15 protein-coding genes are annotated in these 23,055 nt (G+C 39.2%); 5 read left to right on the plus strand and 10 right to left on the minus strand.

The annotated features are described in order from the left end of the window. The first annotated feature begins 4 nt into the window (after positions 1 to 4). The 3 genes from nrdI to nrdF all read left to right on the plus strand — a co-directional run bounded on the left by nrdI (position 5) and on the right by nrdF (position 3,596). Positions 5 to 412 carry a class Ib ribonucleoside-diphosphate reductase assembly flavoprotein NrdI gene (gene nrdI / locus K2F45_RS25100; RefSeq protein WP_053003630.1) on the plus strand — a complete coding sequence of 136 codons (408 nt, stop codon included), beginning with the start codon at positions 5 to 7 and terminating at the stop codon, positions 410 to 412. Then, the gene (gene nrdE / locus K2F45_RS25105; RefSeq protein WP_046673717.1) at positions 372 to 2,477 is read left to right on the plus strand and encodes a class 1b ribonucleoside-diphosphate reductase subunit alpha; all 2,106 of its coding nucleotides are present in this window, start codon (positions 372 to 374) and stop codon (positions 2,475 to 2,477) included. The genes nrdI and nrdE overlap by 41 nt, the downstream gene beginning before the upstream one ends. A 132-nt stretch (positions 2,478 to 2,609) precedes the next feature. Next, the gene (gene nrdF / locus K2F45_RS25110; RefSeq protein ID WP_070570180.1) at positions 2,610 to 3,596 is read left to right on the plus strand and encodes a class 1b ribonucleoside-diphosphate reductase subunit beta; all 987 of its coding nucleotides are present in this window, start codon (positions 2,610 to 2,612) and stop codon (positions 3,594 to 3,596) included. Between the two features lie 69 nt (positions 3,597 to 3,665). Here the strand turns inward: nrdF and K2F45_RS25115 are convergent, their stop codons facing one another. From K2F45_RS25115 to K2F45_RS25160, 10 genes are all read right to left on the minus strand, one after another. After that, on the minus strand, positions 3,666 to 4,559 hold the full coding sequence (locus tag K2F45_RS25115; RefSeq protein WP_075994382.1) for an alkaline phosphatase family protein: 894 nt from the start codon (positions 4,557 to 4,559) through the stop codon (positions 3,666 to 3,668). A 386-nt stretch (positions 4,560 to 4,945) separates the two neighbouring features. Next, positions 4,946 to 6,112 (minus strand): glycoside hydrolase family 76 protein, encoded by a 1,167-nt coding sequence (locus K2F45_RS25120; protein WP_248932627.1) that lies wholly within the window; start codon positions 6,110 to 6,112, stop codon positions 4,946 to 4,948. A 55-nt stretch (positions 6,113 to 6,167) separates the two neighbouring features. Then, positions 6,168 to 7,814, minus strand: a complete 1,647-nt coding sequence (locus K2F45_RS25125) for a RagB/SusD family nutrient uptake outer membrane protein (RefSeq protein WP_248932628.1) — start codon at positions 7,812 to 7,814, stop codon at positions 6,168 to 6,170. Between the two features lie 11 nt (positions 7,815 to 7,825). Continuing rightward, on the minus strand, positions 7,826 to 10,882 hold the full coding sequence (locus tag K2F45_RS25130) for a SusC/RagA family TonB-linked outer membrane protein (RefSeq protein WP_248932629.1): 3,057 nt from the start codon (positions 10,880 to 10,882) through the stop codon (positions 7,826 to 7,828). Positions 10,883 to 11,364: 482 nt separating this feature from the next. Further along, entirely contained in the window at positions 11,365 to 12,927 is a 1,563-nt protein-coding gene (locus K2F45_RS25135) for a RagB/SusD family nutrient uptake outer membrane protein (RefSeq protein ID WP_075994384.1), read from the minus strand. A gap of 18 nt (positions 12,928 to 12,945) precedes the next feature. Beyond that, the gene (locus tag K2F45_RS25140) at positions 12,946 to 16,092 is read right to left on the minus strand and encodes a SusC/RagA family TonB-linked outer membrane protein (RefSeq protein WP_075994385.1); all 3,147 of its coding nucleotides are present in this window, start codon (positions 16,090 to 16,092) and stop codon (positions 12,946 to 12,948) included. 437 nt (positions 16,093 to 16,529) lie between these two features. Further along, positions 16,530 to 18,245 (minus strand): GMC oxidoreductase, encoded by a 1,716-nt coding sequence (locus K2F45_RS25145; RefSeq protein WP_075994386.1) that lies wholly within the window; start codon positions 18,243 to 18,245, stop codon positions 16,530 to 16,532. 7 nt (positions 18,246 to 18,252) lie between these two features. Beyond that, positions 18,253 to 18,741, minus strand: coding sequence for a gluconate 2-dehydrogenase subunit 3 family protein (locus K2F45_RS25150; RefSeq protein ID WP_070570191.1), 489 nt, complete (start codon positions 18,739 to 18,741; stop codon positions 18,253 to 18,255). Positions 18,742 to 18,828: 87 nt separating this feature from the next. Continuing rightward, a complete protein-coding gene (locus K2F45_RS25155; protein ID WP_248932630.1) occupies positions 18,829 to 19,488 on the minus strand; it encodes an HAD family hydrolase in 660 nt (219 codons plus the stop codon). 36 nt (positions 19,489 to 19,524) lie between these two features. Further along, entirely contained in the window at positions 19,525 to 20,160 is a 636-nt protein-coding gene (locus K2F45_RS25160; RefSeq protein ID WP_248932631.1) for a DUF6266 family protein, read from the minus strand. A gap of 482 nt (positions 20,161 to 20,642) precedes the next feature. Here K2F45_RS25160 and K2F45_RS25165 point away from each other — a divergent pair, with 482 nt between their 5' ends. Both K2F45_RS25165 and K2F45_RS25170 read left to right on the plus strand, forming a co-directional pair. After that, positions 20,643 to 21,254: a fumarylacetoacetate hydrolase family protein gene (locus K2F45_RS25165; RefSeq protein WP_075994389.1), complete on the plus strand. Its 612-nt coding sequence runs from the start codon at positions 20,643 to 20,645 to the stop codon at positions 21,252 to 21,254. A gap of 13 nt (positions 21,255 to 21,267) precedes the next feature. Beyond that, complete coding sequence (locus K2F45_RS25170; RefSeq protein WP_248932632.1) at positions 21,268 to 22,992, plus strand: M23 family metallopeptidase; 1,725 nt, start codon at positions 21,268 to 21,270, stop codon at positions 22,990 to 22,992. The last annotated feature ends 63 nt before the right edge of the window (positions 22,993 to 23,055 follow it).

Below are 23,055 nucleotides of genomic sequence, written 5' to 3' on the forward strand. Positions count from 1 at the left end.
TGACATGATACACATTTATTATGATTCCAGAACGGGGAACGTACAACGTTTTATGGATAAAGTAGCTCAGATAACGGGTTGGCAAATTCATAAGATCACCGCCGATTTAACGGTAAAAGACCCTGGGCATTTGGTCACTTTCACCACAAATTTTGGACAGGTGCCCGAAAACACAAAAGAATTCATGAAACGCGAAGCTAAAAATATCTATTCTGTTACTTCCAGTGGCAACCGCAACTGGGGACCGAATTTTGGTCTAGCAGCTGATCGCATTTCACAGGATTTCGACATTCCACTGGCGTTCAAATTTGAACTGTCCGGAACAATGGAAGATATTAATCAATTTATTGACATCTTAAAGAACTTTTGCGATGGTAGCAAACGAAGTAGCAAAAAACTGGATATTGCTTAATAATGAAATCATGATTAAGCATGATGACGAATTCAGCTTACATAAAGATAAGGAAGCGGTTCGTGCATATTTCTTGGAATATGTAAATAAGAACACAGTGTTCTTTTATACATTAAAGGAAAAAATAGACTATTTGGTAGAAAACAACTATTATATTGACTTTTACCAATGGTTTACATTTGAAGAAATGGAAACGGTATTCAACTATGTGTATGCGAAGAAATTCCGTTTCGAATCTTTTATGGCGGCATTTAAATTCTTCCAGAGCTACGCTTTACGTGACGATTCTGGCGAGAAGTTTTTAGAGCGTTATGAAGACCGTGTAGTTGCTGTTTCCTTGTTCTTAGCAAGAGAAGAGGGTGTTCAAAAAGCAATTGAGTACGCAGAAATCATGATCAATCAAGAATATCAGCCAGCGACCCCTACATTCTTAAATGCAGGAAAGAAACGCTCGGGTGAATTGGTGTCTTGTTTCTTGGATGAAATCGGTGACAACTTAAATGGTATCGGTTACGCTGTTGATTCCGCAATGAAGTTGTCTTCTATCGGTGGTGGTGTATCGTTCAATATCTCTAAAATCCGTGCTCGCGGAGAAGCTATCAAAGGTGTTGAAGGCCGTGCCGGCGGTGTACTTCCAATCATGAAGATTATGGAAGATACATTTTCATATGCGAACCAGTTGGGACAACGTCCGGGTGCTGGTGCAGTATACCTCAATATTTTCCACTCCGACATCGAAGAATTTTTAGATTGTAAAAAAATCAACGTTGACGAGAAAGTACGTATCAAATCATTGTCTATCGGTATCATCGTTCCTGATAAATTCATGGAATTGGCAGAAAAAGATGAACCATGCTATTTGATCTACCCACATACGGTGATGCAAGAGTATGGACAATTCTTGGATGAGATGGACATGGACAAAATGTACGACGAATTGATCACGAATCCAAACGTGAAAAAGAAAAAAATCAATGCTCGTCACCTTTTAGTTAAAATTGCACAGACACAAAAAGAATCAGGATATCCTTATATTTTCTTCAAAGAGAACACCAACCGTGTCCATGCATTGAATGAAATCGGTCAAGTGAAATTCTCGAACTTGTGTACTGAAATCATGCAAGTATCTCAAGTATCCGATATTGAGATCTATGGTAAACAGGACACGATCCGTTATGGTATCTCCTGTAACTTAGGCTCCTTAAATATTGCGACTGTAATGGACAACAAACGTATCAAAGAGACCGTAAAAACGGCTATGCGTGCTTTGACTGTCGTTACAGACGTGACCAATATCGATATGGTTCCATCTATTGCAAAAGCAAACCGTGAATTGCATTCTGTAGGGCTAGGTGCAATGAACCTCCATGGTTACCTTGCAAAAAGCTTCATCATGTATGAATCTAACGAGGCACTGGATTTTGCCAATACCTTCTTTATGATGATGAACTATTATTCATTGGAAGCATCGATGGAAATTGCCAAAGAACGTGGTAAAACATTTGTTGGATTTGAAAAATCAGCCTATGCCGATGGTACATATTTCAACAATTACGTAAACCGCGATTATATGCCTAAAACAGCTAAGGTAGCGGAGTTATTTGAAGGAATACATATTCCAACTGTAGAAGATTGGTTGGAATTAAAAGCGAAAATCAAAGAACATGGTATTTATCATGCTTACCGCTTGGCTATTGCTCCAAATCAATCGACTTCGTATATCATGAATGCAACCGCATCAGTTATGCCAATCGTAGATATCATTGAGGTACGTGAGTATGGAGATAGTACAACTTACTATCCAATGCCATACTTGACAAACGATAATTATTTCTATTTCAAATCGGCTTATGATATGGATCAATTCAAGGTCTTAAAATTGATCTCGGTTATCCAACGCCATATTGATCAGGGTGTATCTACAATTTTGCATACAAACTCAAAGGATTCGACGAGAGATTTGTCTAGATATTATATCTATGCACATAAATTGGGATTGAAATCCCTTTATTATACACGGACAAGAAAATCGACCATCGACGAATGTGTCTCTTGTTCAGCTTAATTTTGAGATTTTAGTATTTGGATATATAATGGGAGAAAGTCAAAAGTTGCCTACGCCATTGGCGGCTTTTGGCTTATCTAAAATCAACAATCCAAATACGTGATAATAAATGCCTAATACTTTAAACTAAAAATGAGTAAAACATATAAAGCTGTCAACTGGAATACCCCTGAGAACGATTATGTATTGATGTTCTGGGAACAAAATATCCGTCAATTCTGGATCGATACGGAATACATTCCTTCAAAAGATATCGATAGCTGGAAACGTATCAGCCCAGAAATGAAAGATGCGTATAAAAAAGCTTTAGGAGGATTAACTTTGTTGGATACTCTTCAAAGCCACACAGGTATGCCTAAAATCATCGATCATATCGATACTTTACAGAATAAAGCTGTATTGTCGTATATGTGTATGATGGAAGCTATCCACGCAAAATCGTATTCCACTATTTTCACGACAGTTTCTACAACCGCAGAAATAAACGACATTTTCGAATGGGTTCAACAAAATAAATATCTTCAATACAAAGCAGAAACGATTGATGGTTACTACCGCGCGATCGATAAAGAAGATGCTTCGGACGAAGAGATTTATATGGCGATGGCTGCATCTGTATTATTGGAGTCATTCTTATTTTATTCTGGATTCTTCTTGCCATTATGGTTATGTGGACAAGGTGAAATGGTTGCTTCTGCCGATATCATTAAGAAAATTATTGCAGACGAATCTATTCATGGTGTATTCGTTGGATTAATAGCCCAAGATCAATTCAAAAAATTAAAAAATCAAGATCAGGTAAAAGCTCGTTTCTTGGCCTTGCTTTACAATTTGTATGAAAATGAGCTGAAATATACAGAAGAGATCTATACTGAAGTTGGCTTAACCGCAGAGGTAAAAGAATATGTTCGTTACAATGCCAACAAAGCATTGATGAATTTGGGCTTTGATCCGATCTTCGAAGTAAAACAAGTCAACCCAATCGTATTGAATGGTTTGAATACTGAAACGACACAACATGACTTCTTCTCCAAGAAATCAACTAACTACGAAAAAGCAACGGAAATTGTCCATCTAAAAGATGACGACTTCAAAATGGATGTGGTCGTAGATATATAATATTGACGATTCGTCAAACAAAAAGCCCCAAAGAAAATTCTTTGGGGCTTTTTGTTTGACGGGCAACAACTATTGTTGGAATGCTTTGATTGCCTGTCCACGCCAAGCGGCATCAAGCGGTGCACCAAGCAACCAAGTTAACGTAGGTGCGATATCATAAATCATCAAAGTTTCCTTGATTTCTTTTCCTTTTGGCACACCTGGTCCGGTCATTACCCAAGGAATCTCCACCTCGGCCAGCGATTTACCACCGTGTCCTTTTCCGGTACCACCATGATCCGCAGCAATAACAAAAATTGTTTCGTCTGCAATTCCCGCATCTTTTACAGCTTGCTGCAATGTACCAATACGTCTGTCGACCTGTTTTAGTTCGGCATAGTATTCCGGTGTATTATGCCCGATATTATGGCCTACACCATCAGGTTGGTCGAAATGCACAAAAGTAATCGTCGGTTTCTCCTTTTTTATGATATCCACGGTGGTATTCAATGTCGCTTCATCATCATCCTTGGTGTTAATGATTTTTTGCACGACTTTATTGTCGATCAAATAACCTATACCCGGCCAGCTATGCACCACAGCAAACTGTGCCTTGGGATTTTTGCTGGCAACAGCATTAAATAAGGAAGGAAACATTCCGTTTGCTGTTTTGGTTGTAGAAGGGATCTCGGGTGTCTTGCTATCCCATTCTGTATATCCATGCGCGGTAGGACCAGCGCCCATAATCATGGAAGCCCAGTTTACAGCACTAGAGGAAGGTAATACGGTACGTACATGTGTACTATATGTCCCCTCCTGCATCATCTTTTTAAGATTTGGCATTTCCGCTTTTGGTAAAGCATACGCTCCAAAACCGTCAAAACCAACTAAAACAACGTGTTTGATCTTTTTGCTCTGTGCCGACACAGCACTTGTGGATAGCCCCAGTACGATCAATGGTAATAATAGATTTTTAATTTTCATCTGTATAAATTTGTTTTTTCAATTGCGATGAAGCTATCAGATTTATTCATTCCCTAATGTGATTGAATAAATCATGATGGTTTCATAATAAAATAACTTGGTATTCAATGAGTACGCAACCTACTCAAGCTTTCTTGTATCCAAAATAGATAACCTGATGCCCCGCCTATCCAATGAATCGTTCACATGCTAGATCAAGGTTTATCGATCATATTTTACAAGTCACGCTGGTAATAAGTTGACCTATTTCAAAAATAGAAATTTTACAGTGTATATTATGTTAAGTAAACATTATTTAATCTCTCTAACCAATATGTTACAGAACAAAAAAAAGACGCTGAAAAATTATTTTCAGCGTCTTAACCTTATACCGTTTTACATCGATTTTAATACCCAGCTTTTGCCAACCGTGCGTACATTTCGACAAAAGCACATTGATCGAGCAGCCATTTCGATTTATGCTGATCTTTCAGGGTCCAGTCTGCACTAAATAATCCTTCTTTATCGCGCATATGCTGCCAGGCAAATTCAAGATTCTTTGCAAACACTGTGAGGTACTTTTTGTCGCCATTCACTACAGCGAGCTCTATGTAACCACGCATCATAACAGCATGAAACCACAAATTGCTATTTTTCAATTTTGGAAAATCCAATTTCTCCTTCGTTTCGAAAAAATAGCCGAAACATGCCTCAGCCAGCTGTTGTGCATCCGCGAGGTACCGGTTATTTTTCGTCAACTTATAAAGCAATGCAGCTGCCTGCAACATTTGTCCGGCGTTGTACGAAAACTTAGCTTTTCCAATCTTTCCATTGAGCTGCATGTTGTCCCAATATAACTTATCTTCGGGATCCTGAAGATTTCTTTTTGTCCATTCATAAAGACGCTCCCCTTCTTCCAGATAGTACCTATCATTGGTTGCCATAAATAACTTCAGTGCAAATACACTTGCTGGTGCATTCGAACACGTATTTTTAGATTCCTTTTTCTGTTCACACCAATAAATGCCACCACCTAATTTATCATCCTCCCCACTCTTTACAAAATTCCAGATCTCTTTGGCCGAAGTCAGGTAGTTTATTTTTTTTGTATGGATATAGCTATCTGTAAAATCGATACCCAACCAGATATTATCGTCATAAAAACGATCCGAGGGAGGAGCTGTATTTAAATAAGACGCATAGCCAATAGGTGACCTACTTTCATCCCTATATTCCTGTAAGCCCATCAGGACTTTTTTGTCAAGTATGAACTGAAATGCCTTTTTTGTTTTTGGTAAGTCCATCAAGGCATTTACAGCCGAGAAACTACCCGAGAAAGGCCATAGATAAGCATATTTCTTTTGTTGCGCTGCCTGTTGATTATTATCCAGATAATCAGCTTTAAAGTTTTCATCAAAGGGATATTTTTCAGCCAAGAGCTGATTCTTGGTATTTCCAAACTTGCTATAGATGCTATCTAAAGTTTGGATAGCATAGTTCTGAAAATTATTTTTTTGTGCAAATAAGGTTACACCAATAAAGTTCAAAAGAAACAACGTAAAATATCTTTTCATGTGTTTTAGGTAAAAGAATAGTAGATGCCTATGCGGCATCTACTATTCCTGAACATTAATAACCGGGGTTTTGTTTTAAATTGGGATTCATCGATATCTGTTGCTGAGGTATTGGATACACTGTTTTGCTGTCAGAAGAAGGTTTATGATCCCACCACGTTGCTGTATGAAATTTGCCGAAGCGGATTAAATCCTCCCTTCTAAATCCTTCAAAAATAAATTCGCGTCCTCGCTCTGCCAAGAGCTCGTCAAGTGTCAGTGTGCTTGTGGTATACTTTGCTTCATTCCAGTCTGCATCAGAAAAGGCTCTCTTTTTACAACTATTAATCAAATCGACAGCTTCTTGCGAAGGGCGTCCTCCATTTTTTCGCATCAATGCCTCGGCTTTCGCAAAATAGATCCAACTTAGACGATAGACGTTCCAATCTGTATTGTTATAATTTGCATTCGCAGGTATTTTAACACCGTTGACAGTACCCTCAACAGAGTTACCAAGCTTATATTTATTAAATCGGATACCACTATTCTCTTCTCCATCGCTCATGGTAGAAGACGTACCTCCAGTCTTAGCCCTTCGAATATAATCAACAAAAACAAGCTGTTCTCCCTTGTATTCCTCCGAACCTTGTACAATTTTACCATCCACAAACCTAACCATCGGCCCGCTTAAAAACCATTCTTTTTTTCGTAGGTCTTTTTCGTTATACTGGCTGAAAACACCAGGGATCAATACGATACCATTATTGCCAGTTCGTCCGCCCCCATAGATCTCGCTTTGTACGAAATGATAAAATTCCCCTGGAAATCCGGGTTCAAAGTCTGCTGTCTGATAATCGTAAGCAATTGAAAAAATAGTTTCCTTAGACATGTCATTCGTCGGCACATAGGAATCTGTTAAATTTGGATCCAATGCCATGGCACCATTCAAACCTCCTCCAGCACCCGATATCAATTTATCCGCCGCTGCAATACAATCATCCCACCGCGGTTGACCAGACCATTTTTCAGCATTTAAATACAACTCCACCAGCATAGCATAACCTGCCGCCTGCGAAACCCGACCTAACATGGCTCTCGATAATTTGGGCGCTAGATCAATATTAGCTAAAATTTCCTTTTCAATAAATTCAAAAACCTCTTTTGTAGAAGAGGGCTGAGGTAAAGGCTCCTCTGCTGAACTTGGCGCTTTGGTAGTTATTGGAATATTGCCGAATAAATCCATTAGCTTTAGATAATGTAATGCCCGTAAAAGCTTTAGTTCAGCAATAAACTCATTCTTTTCAGCATCTGTTATCCCCATGCGAGCCACGTCAGATTTTTCGAGAATATCGATGGGGCTATTACACAAACCTACTCCCCAATACATCAATACCCATGCATTGTTTAACCCACCTTCATCTACTGTCCAAGTATGATAATGCAGCCTTTTCCATTTGCCTCCATCCTCTCCATGCCGCCCTTTGGTCGGCCAGGCCAATTGATCTGCGGATAATTCTGCTGGCCGCCACCATCCATCCTGCCCTGATGGTGATATCCACGCATTTGCATGCGTGTATGGACGCAATACAGCTGATATAACCTCATTCTTATTTTTATAAAAATCGTCCGCTACAATGATATCATAAGCGTTTTCATCTAAATTTGTACAACTTGATGCATTAATTACGCAAGCTAAAAATAAAATCTTAACAATATTTTTCATAATACTATCCATTAAAAACCAAAATTTACGCCAAACAAAAACGATCTCGTATTGGGATAAGGTCCTCTACTATCAATACCTAAACGTTGTCCATTTACTTCATTACCCAGCCCCGTATCCAATACAAAATCAGGATCATTCCCTGAATACCCTGTTATTGTTGCCAGATTTTGAGCCGTCAAATATATGCGCACATTATTCACCCAAGTGTTACTTTTCAATTTAAATCGATATCCCAATGTAACTTCATCAATTTTTAAGTGATTACCACTTTCCAAATAGTAATCAGAATACATATAGGTATCATTAATATCTTTATATTTGGTGAAAGCATCTCTCAAAAGATTCTCTGACCAGACCTTATTGCCATAAGAAAGTGCCGTTGTATTTAAGATATCATAATCGAATTTACCCCGCATAAAAATTCTCAGATCAAAATTCTTATAGGAAAAATTATTCGTCCAGGAAATATAATATTTGGGGACTGCATTTCCTATTACCGCTAAATCAGAAGAATTCAAATCATCTCTTGAATTATTAATCGCATCATTGTGCACAGCTTCGCCATTTCGGTTATAAAAAAGCCATTTTCCTTCATCATCAAATCCGGCAAATCGTTTACCAAAAAATTCACCGATCTTGTGCCCTTCGTACGTTGTGAATGCATCGCCCAATGCTCCTGCTCCGCCGATTTCACCAAATGTTTTATATTTTACTTTAAATATATCATTCGAATAACTATCTAAAACATTTTTTAGCGTACTAGCTGTAAAATCCATGTTCCACTTAAAATTCTCACGGTCTATAGCACGATAGCTAAGCGCTAGCTCAATACCCTTAGAAGAAAGCGTACCTACATTGGAATATATATTATTTCTTATATAAGGAGGCTGTGGGGTAGTATATGTATCCAAAAGATCAACAGTTTTTCGTTGAAAAACATCAATTGAACCTGAAAGCTTATTGCTCAACATTGTGAAATCAACACCGATATTTGTTTCCTTCTTCGTCTCCCACCGCAAGTTTGGGTTCGGATTACGGTCGGGTCCGTAGGTTTCTCGGTAGGACTCATCAGGGAACAGATATTTTCCTCCGCCCCCCAAAGTTAATCGAGAGGCATTATTAGCAAAGCCCGTATTTCCCGTTTCGCCATAACCAGCACGTAATTTTAAATTATTTATAAAACCGATATCTTTCATAAAATCTTCATTGCTGATGTTCCACCCCACTGATACTGCCGGAAAACTCCCCCATTTGTTATTTGCTCCAAATTTAGACGAACCTTCACGCCTTAGAATAAACTGAGCCATGTACTTATCCGCGTAGGTATAATTTACCCGGCCAAAAAAAGCGATCAAAGTATTGTCATTCTTATAGCTGTCCATATTAGCCCGTCCATCCCGAAGCGCTTGTCCTTCCGACAAATTATCTTCATGGAAATTATTATTTATAAATCCCCTATTGTCTGCACTTTGTCCCTCATCTTTCTCATAACGATAACTATATCCTGCTAATGCTGTGATTGCATGTTTTTCGGCAACGGTAGTGTTATATTGAAGTGTCGGTTCAAATGCATATTTTTCATTCAATAGATTGGATTTGGAAGCATATCCCCCACCCGGATAATCTTGATCTTCTAAAGACGCTTCACTATTGAGCGCTCTATAAGCACCATCTGTATAGGAATTACGTTGTACCGACCCAAAAACACTGGCCTTTAATCCCTCAATTATATTTAAATCTGCTTTTCCGTCTAAAGAAGATGTCTGTTGTTTCCGATAACTTGTTTCAGTAAACAATCGAGCAAATTCATTTGTACTCGTTCGGTCATAACGAAAAGATCCATCATCGTTATAATTTGAGAGCGTCGGATTTTTCGTAGCTTCACTTTCCCAGCCACCACCGCCTAACAAGTTCGCATTGTTCGTATTGGTAGCGATATTGAGGAGAAAATTCAAACGATCGTTAAAGCCCTTCTGGTTTATACTCGTTCTTACTGTATATTCCTTTCTTGAATTTTCCTTTGCAATACCTTCCAAATTTCGGAAATTGACACTTCCACGATAGGTAGTTGATTCATTACCTCCAGACAGTGAAAGGTTATGGTTTTGTGAAAAATTATCTTTATTAATCAATTCATCAAAAAAATCGGTAGAATGGCCAAAATCAGTTTGTTTTAGCTCACCAGAAGCAATCTTATCCCTAAACTCTTGTGGAGTTAAAAAATCAGGTCTATTATAGACAAAATCTTTGCGAAAATAACTGGAATAGTTGAATACCGATTTACCAGGTTTTCCCCTTTTTGTCGTAATCAGAATGACACCGGCATTGGCGCTTGTTCCATAAATCGCAGCACCGGATCCATCTTTCAGCACATCTATAGACTCAATATCATCTTGTTGCAGTAGATCCGGATTACCTCCAGGTATCCCATCAATAACAAACAATGGACTTGCACTCCCAGTAACGGAAATCGCGCCCCGCAATTGAGTCGCTACACCTGAATTAGGATTTGACCCACTTCTAGACACCTGCAGTCCCGCTACCTTTCCTTGAATGAGATCCAACGGGTTTCTCGCGCCGCTTTGACGAAATTGGTCTGCACTTACATGGGCTACTGCAGAAGTAACTTCCCTTATTTTTTGCGTACCATAACCGACAACAACAACCTCTTCCAACTGACTTTGGTCTTCTTCCAATTGAACAGAAATGGTTTCACCAGAAACTGTAACTTCTTTCGCTTTATAACCAATAGAAGTGACAACCAACACGTCTCCCTGTTTAGCATCCAAAGAAAAATTACCTGACACATCTGACTGTGTCCCCTTCGATGTTCCTTTAACAGTGATGTTTACACTTGAAATTGGCTTTCCATCAGCATTCAAGACTTTTCCCTTAATTTGTTGTTGGGGCTTTTTCGATTCCGTTAGAAAAGAGTTGTTTAACATCCTTTGAGAAGAGGCAGTAGCCTGCGCATGCTGCATTGCTCCTGCGATAAAAATCAAAGATAAGAATAGCTTAGATTCTCCTTTTAATCGCACAACTGTTTTTAAATCAATTTTGCTCATATTTTTATTATGGTGATTAGTATATAAAACGATTTAGCTTATTGGCAAAGGCATTTTTATTTATTATTTATAATAGTTTCCGAAAACAGTGATTATTGTGTTATTCAATACACATCATTATATCGGAAACATTTAGTATTAAATATTAATTGAGTATCGGCACGTGATTCAAAATCGCCATCCTATATCAGCAAAATCGGTTTTGCTAAGAAAGTAAAAAAAATGGAAGCTATTTTAGAAATATACGTTGTTGATTTCCTTCTTTGGTTTATTATTTAGTTCAAGTGTATGATTCGATCGTTAAGATAGTTATTTTTAATTTTAAATCAAAAATAATTTAAAATTATTGTTTTTATGGGAATTCAGTTAAAAAGCAACTTATATCCCATAAAAAAGAACTCATGAATATTCACAAGCCCTATTTTTATACATTGATAAGATAAAGGGTAGATTGAATACCCTTTATCTTATATTAGTTATGTCTATTGATATCCTGGATTCTGAGTCAGTTTGTTATTACGCTGTATCTCATCAGGAGAAATAGGCCATAATAAGTCAGATTCTTTAAATGTTGCTCCAGAGCCATTCTTTGCACCAATCAATGGAACAAAATCTACTTTTCCAGCTTCTGTTGTAGAAATAACAGGGAACATTTTAGTTCTAACAATATCGTCCCACATTTTAAATTCCAATGGGAACTCGCGGAGACGCTCTTTCCAGCATTCTTTCACAAAATTTTCTGCTGATAATGTTTGCAATTCGGCCGTATAAGCAGCAACTGATTTTCCTTCGGTATTAGCACGAGCTTTGACCTTCGCTAAATAACCCGCTGCTTCCGCACTTACACCCGTTGATTTAGCAATACTTTCAGCGGCAGTCAATAATGCCTCGGGATAGCGGTAAAAATTCCAGTCTTTTGTACCCCTCCCTGTTGTCAGCAATGCCTGTTCATCCACATAATACCATATTCCTGCATCTGTTGATGTCCATGTTTTACCGTTAATCGGATTTGTATATGACCAATGGTAGAACTGATTTGGTTTAATCCTCAAATCTTTTTTATCATAAACATTCAAAAACTGCTTAGTAGGGCCAAAAACACGCTCAAATATCGAATAAGTAGTAAATACAGAAACTGCCGAAGAACTAAAAGCAGTCGCTGTTCGCGCACCACTATTATTAATAGTTTCATCAAACTCCTGTGCATATATAACCTCATCTAAGTCATCAGTCTTACGCAGTAAGTTATATGCACTACTCTGCTCAAGATCAATATTTTCAGTCATCTTATGCGGAGAATTCACCACAATTTTAGCTGCTGTTGCCGCATCTGCGTATTTTCCCTCTTGCAAATAAACATCAGCTAAGAGCATTGCTGCTGCATATTTAGTAATGCGATGCCCATTCTCTGCAAATTTTTTTGCAGGCAATACGTCAACCGCACTCTTTAAATCTTGCTCGATCAACTCATATATTTTCGCAGCATCTGTACGCTCTATGTAAAGTGGATCAGTCAAGTTTTCGTTAGGAAGCGTATACAACGGGAGTGCCCCGAATGTTTTGACAAGGTAAAAGTAGTTATAAGCTCTAAAGAATTTTGCCTCTGCCAACAACGTATTTTTCTTTGCCTCATTTGGCATACTTATTTCTGGAATGTACTTTATACCTGCATTGGCAATATTAATCGCTTTAAAACCTTCATCCCAGATTGTATTCATCGTGGGCGAAATGATATTTGTATTTTGTTGTCGCGTCAATTCACGGGCGAATAAACTAACACGTTCTTGTCCTTCGTAGCTATTTGTAAAATATCCAGTCAAAATAGTATTGATCGAGGCTGTAGATCCAAGGTAAGAACCGGTAGAAGAATAGCGTATTGGCGCCCCGCGACGATAAAGTGAATTTACAGTTGCTTCGGCCTGTCCTTCATTCTGATAATAACTTATTAACGATAAGTTTGAACCCGGATTTTCTTCCAAAAATTTATTACAGGATGTTGTCAATGCCATTCCGGCTAATAACAACATGATTAATTTAGTCTTCATCTTTTTAAATTCTATGAATTAAAATGTAACATTAACACCTAAAGAGAAAGTCTTCGCTCTAGGATAAGAGAAAAAGGTCATATTTTGTCCAAATTTACTCTCCCCTTGTGAGGTACTTTCTGGATCATAACCTTTAAAATCTTTTGATGTGAACAAAAATGGATTATTTGCATTTGCATAAACACGTAACCTGGATAATCCTATTCGTTTCAATGCATCAGCTTTGAATGTATATCCCAATTGCATCAAGTTTACACGAAGATAAGATCCGTCCGCAACCCAAGCATCATCCACATTGGTATCCTGTCCCGCATGCCCACCATTGGTCAGATAGATGGCCTGCTGCATGGTATTCGGATTGGAACCATTGTATGCATCTGTCAAAATTTCCTTCAGACCATTGGTAATTCCAAAACGATCATAAGTAGAATGGAAAAATTGTTGCATGACATCCACTCCTTTGACAAATTGCAGATCTAGGGTGAAATCGAAGTTCTTGTAACGGAGGTTGTTAATAAAACTACCTGTCCAATCAGGTAGTCCTTTTCCTATGATTTCCTTTTCTTTTGAACGTTTTGCACGTCCTATATCTTTTATTTCTGCATTTCCTGCGTCAACATCCGCCTGTGTATATACGCCTAATCTTCTATAGCCATAGAAACTATTTAGGTTTTCACCGACACGAATAATGCTATTGGCCCCGCCGACCCAATCATTTTGTAAGATATCAGCGTTGTTCTCGCCTAATTTCAAGACTTTATTTTTGTTATAGTTTCCGTTCAACGATGCTTTCCACTCAAAATTCTCATTGGTCACAATTGTACCTGTAATCATCATGTCTAAACCTTGATTCTGAACAGATCCTATATTCTTATAAACCGAATTAAAGCCGGTTGCTCTTGGTAGAGGCGCCTCCAACAAAAGATCTGTCGTTTTCCGACGATAATAAGAAATATCAAAGTTTAATCGATTTTTTAGTAATCCCAGTTCCACCCCAAAATCAAACTGGGCCGTTTTTTCCCATTTTAAATCCGGGTTCGAAATCGTATTCACAAATGAATATGGAGCCCTAGCATTATTCAGCAAGATTGTTCCCGCGTCGACGATTGACAACGACTTATAGGGGTCGATTTCGGAGTTACCTGTCAAACCGTAACTTGTATGTAATTTCAAATTACTGATTGTTTCGTTGCCTTGTAAAAATTCCTCATTGGACACATTCCATGCCAAACCTAGTGAAGGGAAAAATGCATATTTATTGTTCTTACCAAATTTGGATGAACCATCATAACGGCTGGTTACCGTTGCTGAATAGCGATTATCATATGAGTAAGCAGCTCTTAAGAAATATGAATTCATCGCCCATTCATTGACATTAGACTCGAGTCCAGAAGGAGTGATGCCCAATCCCATGTTATTATACTCGTAAAAATCATCCGGAAATCCCTCTGATCTCATTTTATCGTAATCATACGTTTTCTTTTGCCAAGAGAGACCTGCCATTGCATTGATCCGATGTTTATCGAATTGCTTATTATAGGTTAGATAAGTTTCTTCCTGCCAATACAATGTATTTGTATGGGTACGTTCTGCCCAGCCATTCGGCCTAGAAATATTATTTAACAGCTTTGAAGAATATCCCTTATAATCTTTTCTATGATGGTCAATCCCTAGTTGGGTTTTCAAATCCAAACCATCAGCTAGATGAAATGTTAATGCCGCATTTCCAAAAATTTGTGTATTGTAGCGCATTCGTTTTTGCAAATCTAGAATGGCGACGGGATTGGACATACCTTCAAAACCCAATTGTTCTGCTACAGTCGATGACGACGAGTTCGTATAGAGACCGTCCTTATCATAAACTGGATACCAAGGAATCATCTCAATCATGGTACGACGAGCTTCCTGTCCACCGCCGTCTTCTGGAGTATAACGTCCCCAAGTGTGATTAACGGTTAAATTAATTGCTGTAGATAACCAGGATGTAGGTTTTGCATCATAAGCCATTTTTGCATTTATCCGCTTGTTCCAGGTATTATTCATGATCCCTTGTTGGTCGGTATAATTCAAAAATGCACCAACAGAAGATTTTTCATCACCTTGTTGTACATTTAGTTGATGATTATGTGAAATAGCTGTACGTGTTGCCTCTTTCTGCCAATCCGTATCATACAGTGGATTACCATTTCCATCAAAATAGTTTTCATCATTAAACCAGGTCTTTTTATCCAAAGACCAAGATTTTCCCTGGTATTTGTTTTCATTCTCCAATCCGATCATAAAGGCATCCACCCATTCCTGTGCATTCAGCACATCCATGTAGCGTTGAGCAGAGCTCACTCCAGCTGATCCTTGATAACTAATTGTTCTAGATCCGTCTTTATTTCCACGTTTTGTTGTTACCAAGATAACGCCATTTGCACCACGTGCACCATAAATAGCTGCAGAAGAAGCATCTTTTAAGACCTCAATATTTTCGATATCATTCGGATTCAACAAATTAAAATCTTCCATCACGACTCCGTCGACAACGTAAAGAGGATTGGAAGACGAGTTGATCGTAGCCACACCACGGATAACGACTCTATTTCCGTATGCTCCAGGTTGACTGGAATTAGAAAAGATATTCACCCCCGAAGCTTTTCCCCTCAAAGCATCTAAAGGGCTAAAACTCTGATCTTTGATCATGTCCGCCCCTTTGACCATGGCGATAGAACCTGTCACATCAGATTTACGCATTGTACCGTAACCCACAACGACAACTTCGTCCAATTGGCTCTGATCATCGTCCAATTGTACAGAAACAGTTGCCCCGGAAACAGTAACTTCTTTGGCTTTGTAACCAATGGAAGAGACGACCAATACATCCCCCGCTTTAGCATCCAATGTAAAATTACCCAAGGCATCAGATTGTGTGCCCTTTGAAGTACCTTTAACGGCGATGTTAACTCCTGAAATTGGTTTTCCAGTAGCATCCAATACTTTTCCTTTAACTTGCTGCTGCACATGGTTTACTTCTTTTACGAAGGATTTGCCATCGTAATTGGCAGAAGTTCCGACTGCGGCATTGACTTGTTGGAAAGTACCAGCAATGACAGCCAATGAGAAAAATAACTTTGATTTTTTCCCAAGCTGCGCAAGTGATTTTACGTCAACTTTGCTCATATTAATAGTGATTTGGTTTATAAAAACGTTTTAGCAAAAAGATACTTAGAACGTCTAGTTTAATTTAGTTTCCCTTAATTGATAGTTTTAAAATCGATCTACTTTCTTAAAATTGCCTGCTATATTCCATTGCTTTCACTTAACAGAAAACGTCTGGGTTCAAATGTCTATGGTATTATTGCCGCATAGAATCTGCAATAAAGTCTGCTAAATCGCTTTTGCTTTTGTTGTAAAATTTTTTGGTTGCCCTATTTTGGTTTTTTAATTGCTTTTTTTGATTACTTATTGGTTCATTAATTGTTTATTCGTTATTGTTTATTCGTTATTGTTTTCCTTTTTGGTTATTCTTTCTCGGTTTTAACGTGCTATTCGGGTGGAAAGATAGCACTTTAATTTTACAGGGGAAAGATTTATTTTCAAAACCTTTCCCCGGTAAACTAAATATTTCCTTTCTTCATCTCGCTAATCGCATAATCGACAGATCGTGCCGAAAATGCCATATAGGTCAATGAAGGATTTTGTGTTGATGTCGAGGTCATACTTGCACCATCTGTGACAAAAACGTTCTTCACAGCATGCATCTGATTCCATTTATTCAATACCGAAGTTTTCGGGTCGTGCCCCATACGTGCACCGCCCATTTCATGGATGTCCAAACCTGGAGCCTGCCAGTGTGAATCCGGGCGAATGTTTGTGAAGCCAGCATCCGTAAACATCTCCGTCATGACAGCAATGTAATCCTTTTTCATTTTTTCATCATTCTCATCATAATCGACAGCAATTTTTAACAACGGGATACCCCAGTCATCTTTCTTACTGCTATCCAATGAAACCATGCCCGATTCTTTTGGTATCGTTTCCCCCATCATGTGAGATCCAACCTGCCAAACACCTAATTTAGGATTCAACAAATTGTTTTTCAGATCTAGCCCTACGCCCGAACGATCGGACTCTTTACTACGCGAAGCTCCGAAACCGGCGGCATAGCCCCTTAAAAAGTCCGTTTCCTGTTTGTGCAAGTTTCTGAAACGTGGAATATACCCTCCACCGGCGGGATTCCGCCCTTCGGCCGTAAAATCCAACATCCCTTCATACTCTGCATAAATGCGTGCACTATAGTTGTGAAAGGCAACATATTTTCCGAGCACACCACTATCATTACCCAAACCATTTGGAAAACGGTTCGATTTAGAATTCAATAAGATCAAATTAGTATTGATTGCAGCCGCATTGACAAAAATCAGTTTGGCATAAAAATCAATTTCCTCTTTTGTATTGGTATCTATAACACGTACACCGACTGCTTTTCCTTTTTGTTCATCATAGAGAATCGAATGAACAACCGAAAATGGGCGTAGCGTCATATTTCCGGTTTTGGCCGCCCAAGGAATTGTCGTTGCATTGGAACTGAAATATCCACCAAAAGGACATCCTCGCTGACAAAGTACGCGATTCTGACACTGTACACGTCCTTGTTCGATGTGAATCTGATTTGGTTTAGATAAGTGTGCACAACGTGCTGAAATCACTTTGCGCTCCGGAAATTTCTTTTGGACGCTTTCTTTAAAATACTTCTCGACAATATTTAAGGGGTACCCTGGCAGAAACTCGCCGTCTGGCAATTCAGGAAGTCCATCGTGATTACCGGCAATACCAGCAAATTTTTCGACATAAGCATACCAAGGCGCCAAATCAGCATAACGTATCGGCCAATCTACTGCAAAACCATCTCTCGCTGGCCCTTCGAAATCAAAGTCAGACCAACGTTGCGTCTGTCTCGCCCATAATAACGACTTGCCGCCAACTTGATAGCCTCTGATCCAGTCAAAAGGTTTCTCTTGAATATAAGGATGTTCCTTGTCTTTTACAAAAAAATGGGCCGCATCTTCATGGAATGCATAACATTTGCTGACAATCGGATTTTCTTCTTTTACTTTGAAAGGCATTTCATTCCGATGTTCAAACTCCCAAGGCATCATATTGGTGGTTGGGTAATCCTTGATATGTTGTACATCACGTCCACGTTCCAAAACCAATGTTTTCAAGCCCTTCTCGCACAACTCTTTTGCGGACCAACCGCCACTAATTCCCGAACCGATCACGATCGCATCGTAGGTTCTGTTTTTTTCACTGTCAATATTTAGATTTGCCATCTGCTATTTATGCCTTAACTTTTACCGCACCATTGTACGGACCCGGAATAAGTTTATAGATCACCTTATTCTTCATCACGTATTCTGAGTTCATATACCCCTGAATTGCACGCGATTTGAAGGTCTCAAAAAAAGCCTTCTCGTCGGTTTGGTCTTTTAACCCCGCCAAAGTGGTCTCAGTCTCTTTGTTATTTTTTAAATTCAACTGTTTTCGCAACTTGTTGAAACCAGCGACAAATTTAGCCTGATTTTCTGGCGACTCACAGTCATCTACCATTTTGATGACGAAAAGATGCAGGTTCAGATCCTTTCCTCCCGGTGTATCCGATTTCGGAATCAGGATGTTAGCCAGATCGCCCAAAAATTGCTCATCTTCCGCCGAAATCTTCAGCTTATTTAATACAATTGATGCACCTCCATCATTCAGACAGGACGACAAAATTGTCAGTCCGCCAGCTATAATGAAAAATTGCTTTATTGCGGTTCTACGGTTCATAATCAGAGTTCCCTTTACAATTCGGTAATATTACATATATCCGAATAAAAATACAAATGCTAAAACGATTAAATTATTTTACAACCCTCAAATCCATTGCGCCAACAGGGCTTTCGCCTCAGATAAGTTTTCCACAATGTTATCAACAGCTGTTAGTCTAGCACGTTCTACCTCTTGCTTCGTAACTGCAATCAACTGCGTGCCTGCTCCCAATGCCGATGTACTTCCTGTTGACGTATCCTCAATAGCCACACAGCGGTCGGCTGGTAGACCCAGATGTGTCAATGCCAAACGATAAGGTTCCGGATTGGGTTTTGGCAGCTCCACACACTCACGCGTGACAAAAAACTCAAAATAATCCAAAAGCTCGTGCTTGCCCAAAACAGTATCGACTGTGCTTCTATAACTCGAGGTCACAAGCCCAATACGGATATCTTCTGCTTTCAAAAAAGCTAAAATTTCTCGTGCTCCAGGCATCAATTCAATATCGCTCATGTTAGAATCGGCATAAGCCGCACGTGTACGCTTCCACATATGTTCTTCCGTCACTTCGTAGCCATAGTCCTCGGTAAGACGCTTGACATTATGTGCTAAAGTATGTCCAGCAAAATCGCGAATCCAATCTTCATAGTTGATCTGAAGGTTAAATTCCTGTTTTAATATAGGTGCCCAGTTTTTGAAATAGAAATATTCCGAATCAATTAACGTACCGTCCAGATCGAACAATACCGCCAGTATTTTATTCATAGTGTTAAAGATACACAAGTAGGTGGAAAAATCCTATTAAATGACGCCACAATAGGTAGAATTTGAGAATGCACCATGATAGGTATCCCAAAAACCGATGTAGACATGATAATCAAATTTATCCTTTCTAAATGCCGCGATGTCAACCGTACATTCCCCCTGCGCCGCATCCGCGATGGCCATTTTGAGGTCGCCCTCCCGATCTAAACTGACTAAGGCCAAATTTAATTTAAACATGCTATCCCCGTATTTCGGATTCGGTATCCACGATAATTTCAACAGATCATCTTCCCAACGAGCCTGAACACCTTCGGGTGAGACGAGCTCTCCGACAAATACCTGCACTTTTTCCATATTAATAACAGGTTTATTTTCGACATCCACATCAAGCGCATTTTTGAAAATATGCTGCTGTGCAAGTTGAAATTTCCCCCGCCCGGAGTTTTTAGTTTCTTCAAATTGATACCCAAAGTTGACAATAGGCTTTATCCAGCCACAAAACTTACTTACCAATTTTATTTTCTGACGATGTGCCAATTGCGCGGCAGTTGGTGGTTTCGTACTTTTCTTCCTCGCCCCCCGTATAACACATTTTCCATTGAGATTGTAGCCATATACTGAACCTACTTTACCTCGAAAACCACCATTTGGACCATCTTCTAATATTGCCATTTTCTAACCTTTTTATTGTAATTGCGGGATCTATTTTACACCCTAACAAATAATAGTTATCAATGTTTGATTTAGTTTAGCAATAAATTAGAATTTAGCTAGGTTTAAGTTAGGGTTTAATTAGGTTATACCTAAACAAACCCTAACTAAACCCTAAGCTAACCCTAACTAAACCCTATGTAAATAGTTACTTTGATAGTACGTACAAAAGCAGTTGTTTTCCTTCATTTTTGGATAAGCTTTGGACATTTATTAAGTTTGTTGTGGTAAACGAAAACTAATGTATACCGAGTATGAATGCACGACAAGCTTTTAGAAGATAGCCATTACGTTTGTTAGCATAGCGCATTCCGGCCAAGTGTAGGTAATTCACAAATAGCATATAGTACTTTCTAATACCGCCTCAAATGTACACGCGATGAAAACCGAGCTCATGAGTTCGCAAGAAATCTGAAAGCTTCATTGCCTTAAAAATTTATATAATGAAAATAATTGCAATCGGTCGCAATTACATCGACCACGCGAAAGAGCTCAATAATCCAGTCCCAGAGAATCCCATTATATTTTTAAAACCTGATACTGCGGTATTAAAGGATAACAAAGATTTCTATTACCCGGAATTCTCCAAAAATATTCAGTTCGAAACCGAAGTTGTCCTCCGGGTCTGTAAAGAAGGAAAACATGTGACACCAAAATTTGCATCAACATACTTCGATGCAATCGGCCTGGGAATTGACTTCACCGCAAGGGATGTGCAGCAAGAACTAAAAGCAAAAAGCCTTCCCTGGGAATTGGCAAAAGCATTTGACCATTCTGCAGTAATCAGCAACTTGATTCCTAAAGAGGAGCTTGTGGATGTGAATTCGATTGATTTCTCCCTGCAGCAAAATGGGCAAACAGTTCAGCAGGGAAATACCAAGGACATGATTTTCTCCTACGAAGATCTGATTGTGTATACTTCCAAATTTATTACCCTCCGCAAAGGGGACCTTATTTACACGGGTACGCCTGTGGGTGTCGGTTCGGTAGCCATCGGCGATTTATTGGAAGGTTTCATCGGCGAACAGAAGATGTTTAGCTGTAAAATTAAATAAGCTGGGACATCTTATGACAAAAAAAAGAATAGCATTACTGGCCCTCCTCACTTGTATGGCAGGCCTAAGCCAAGGGCAAGATATTATCAAAAGCCGCAATTATCCACAAAACTATTTTGTACGGCCCATGGACATTGCGCCTCAGGCTTCAGGATCGTTCGGCGAATTGCGCGCAACGCATTTCCATGGCGGAGACGATTACCGGACACAACAACGCATTAATATTCCTGTGCATGCAGCGGCGGAAGGTTTTGTATCCCGTGTCAGGGTACAGATAGGTGGTGGTGGTAATTATGTTTATATTGATCACCCCAATGGTTACACCTCGGTATACATGCACCTAGAGAGTTTCAATTCGGATCTTGCTAAAATCATCAAAGATGAGCAGTACAAGCAGAAACGTTTTGATGTCGATGTATTCCTCAAACCAAATCAGGTCCCGGTGAAAAAAGGTGAGTTTATTGCTAATTCGGGCAATACAGGCGGGTCTGCAGGTCCGCATCTTCATTTTGAAATCCGTGATACAAAAGCCCAACTGCCACTCAATCCACAATTGTTCGGACTACTCTTTCCGGATGGTGTAAAACCGATCATCCGCGGCATGACGGTCTATGATTTAGGCTCCGAACTGTTTGATGAAAATACGCCCCGCAGACATCAAACGATCAAATCCGTTGGTAGTGGCAATTATAGTTTAGCAACAAACGCCCCCATCTCTGTGAATGGCACCTTTGGGCTAGGCATTAATACGGTTGATAAACGCAGTGGTATCTCATTTACGTATGGTGTCTACTCGATCGAACTTTTCTTGGACAACAAAAACATCAGTACGGTGCTGTTTGAATCAATCCCTTTTGATCAGACCCGTGCGATCCAGTCTTACGTAGACTACCCTTACTTAAAAAAATCCGGTGTACGCGTTCAAAAAAGTTTTAAAGACCCAAACAATCCGATCAACATCTATAAACACCTGGATAACCTGGGGAAAATCGAATTGAAAGACAATGAGGTCCATGATGTCAAATATGTTGTCAAGGATGTTCAAGGGAATACGAGCGAATTGAATTTTAAGGTGCAGAATAACCCTTCACTTTCCATCAGCCGTACAGGTGCTACAGGCCTCAAAATGTTCCACTATGCTGACGAGAACAAATATGAAGCGGAGAATGCCCGGGTTTATATGAGCAAAAATATATTGTATGACGACCTTTACTTCAATTATTCGCAGGGAGCAAAACCTGCAAAAGGCTACTCTGCAATGCACTATATCCACAACGCTTATACACCAGTCTTTGGATATTACAAACTCATGATCAAACCAGACTACAGCTTGTCTGAAAATCTTTATGACAAGGCTTTGATTGTTTCTTCCGACGGCGGAGCACAGGGAGGTAAATATGAGAACGGTTGGGTCGTGGCCAATGTACGCGAGTTTGGCGGTTTTTATGTTGCTGTTGACACCATTGCACCGAATATTGTGGCACGTAACCTGACCGACGGAAAGAATGTGAGTGGACAGCAATCCATTGACTTTACAATCAGCGACAATCTCTCTGGAATAGATACTTTTGACGCTTATATTGATGGAAAATGGGCCTTGATGAAATATGACCCTAAAACGAGACATATCTGGCACGACTTCGAACCCGACTTAAGCAGTGGCCGACATGCGTTTAAACTCGAAGTGAAAGACAACAAAGGGAATTTAAAGACATACGAAGCTTCTTTTATAAGGTAGTCCTCTAATTTTTGGCAATAAATCAGGGGGTTCAAGAGATTAATCGTATCTTAATCGACTAAA

Source organism: Sphingobacterium siyangense, assembly GCF_023277505.1.
Taxonomy (GTDB): Bacteria; Bacteroidota; Bacteroidia; order Sphingobacteriales; family Sphingobacteriaceae; genus Sphingobacterium; species Sphingobacterium siyangense.

Coding starts and splice junctions, on each gene's coding strand:
- K2F45_RS25125 (WP_248932628.1), bottom strand. CDS start 7,814: ATGAAAAATATTGTTAAGATTTTATTTTTAGCTTGCGTAATTAATGCA.
- K2F45_RS25145 (WP_075994386.1), bottom strand. CDS start 18,245: ATGGCAAATCTAAATATTGACAGTGAAAAAAACAGAACCTACGATGCG.
- K2F45_RS25165 (WP_075994389.1), top strand. CDS start 20,643: ATGAAAATAATTGCAATCGGTCGCAATTACATCGACCACGCGAAAGAG.
- K2F45_RS25135 (WP_075994384.1), bottom strand. CDS start 12,927: ATGAAGACTAAATTAATCATGTTGTTATTAGCCGGAATGGCATTGACA.
- K2F45_RS25115 (WP_075994382.1), bottom strand. CDS start 4,559: ATGAAAATTAAAAATCTATTATTACCATTGATCGTACTGGGGCTATCC.
- K2F45_RS25155 (WP_248932630.1), bottom strand. CDS start 19,488: ATGAATAAAATACTGGCGGTATTGTTCGATCTGGACGGTACGTTAATT.
- K2F45_RS25130 (WP_248932629.1), bottom strand. CDS start 10,882: ATGAGCAAAATTGATTTAAAAACAGTTGTGCGATTAAAAGGAGAATCT.
- K2F45_RS25150 (WP_070570191.1), bottom strand. CDS start 18,741: ATGAACCGTAGAACCGCAATAAAGCAATTTTTCATTATAGCTGGCGGA.
- K2F45_RS25120 (WP_248932627.1), bottom strand. CDS start 6,112: ATGAAAAGATATTTTACGTTGTTTCTTTTGAACTTTATTGGTGTAACC.
- nrdE (WP_046673717.1), top strand. CDS start 372: ATGGTAGCAAACGAAGTAGCAAAAAACTGGATATTGCTTAATAATGAA.
- K2F45_RS25170 (WP_248932632.1), top strand. CDS start 21,268: ATGACAAAAAAAAGAATAGCATTACTGGCCCTCCTCACTTGTATGGCA.
- K2F45_RS25160 (WP_248932631.1), bottom strand. CDS start 20,160: ATGGCAATATTAGAAGATGGTCCAAATGGTGGTTTTCGAGGTAAAGTA.
- nrdI (WP_053003630.1), top strand. CDS start 5: ATGATACACATTTATTATGATTCCAGAACGGGGAACGTACAACGTTTT.
- nrdF (WP_070570180.1), top strand. CDS start 2,610: ATGAGTAAAACATATAAAGCTGTCAACTGGAATACCCCTGAGAACGAT.
- K2F45_RS25140 (WP_075994385.1), bottom strand. CDS start 16,092: ATGAGCAAAGTTGACGTAAAATCACTTGCGCAGCTTGGGAAAAAATCA.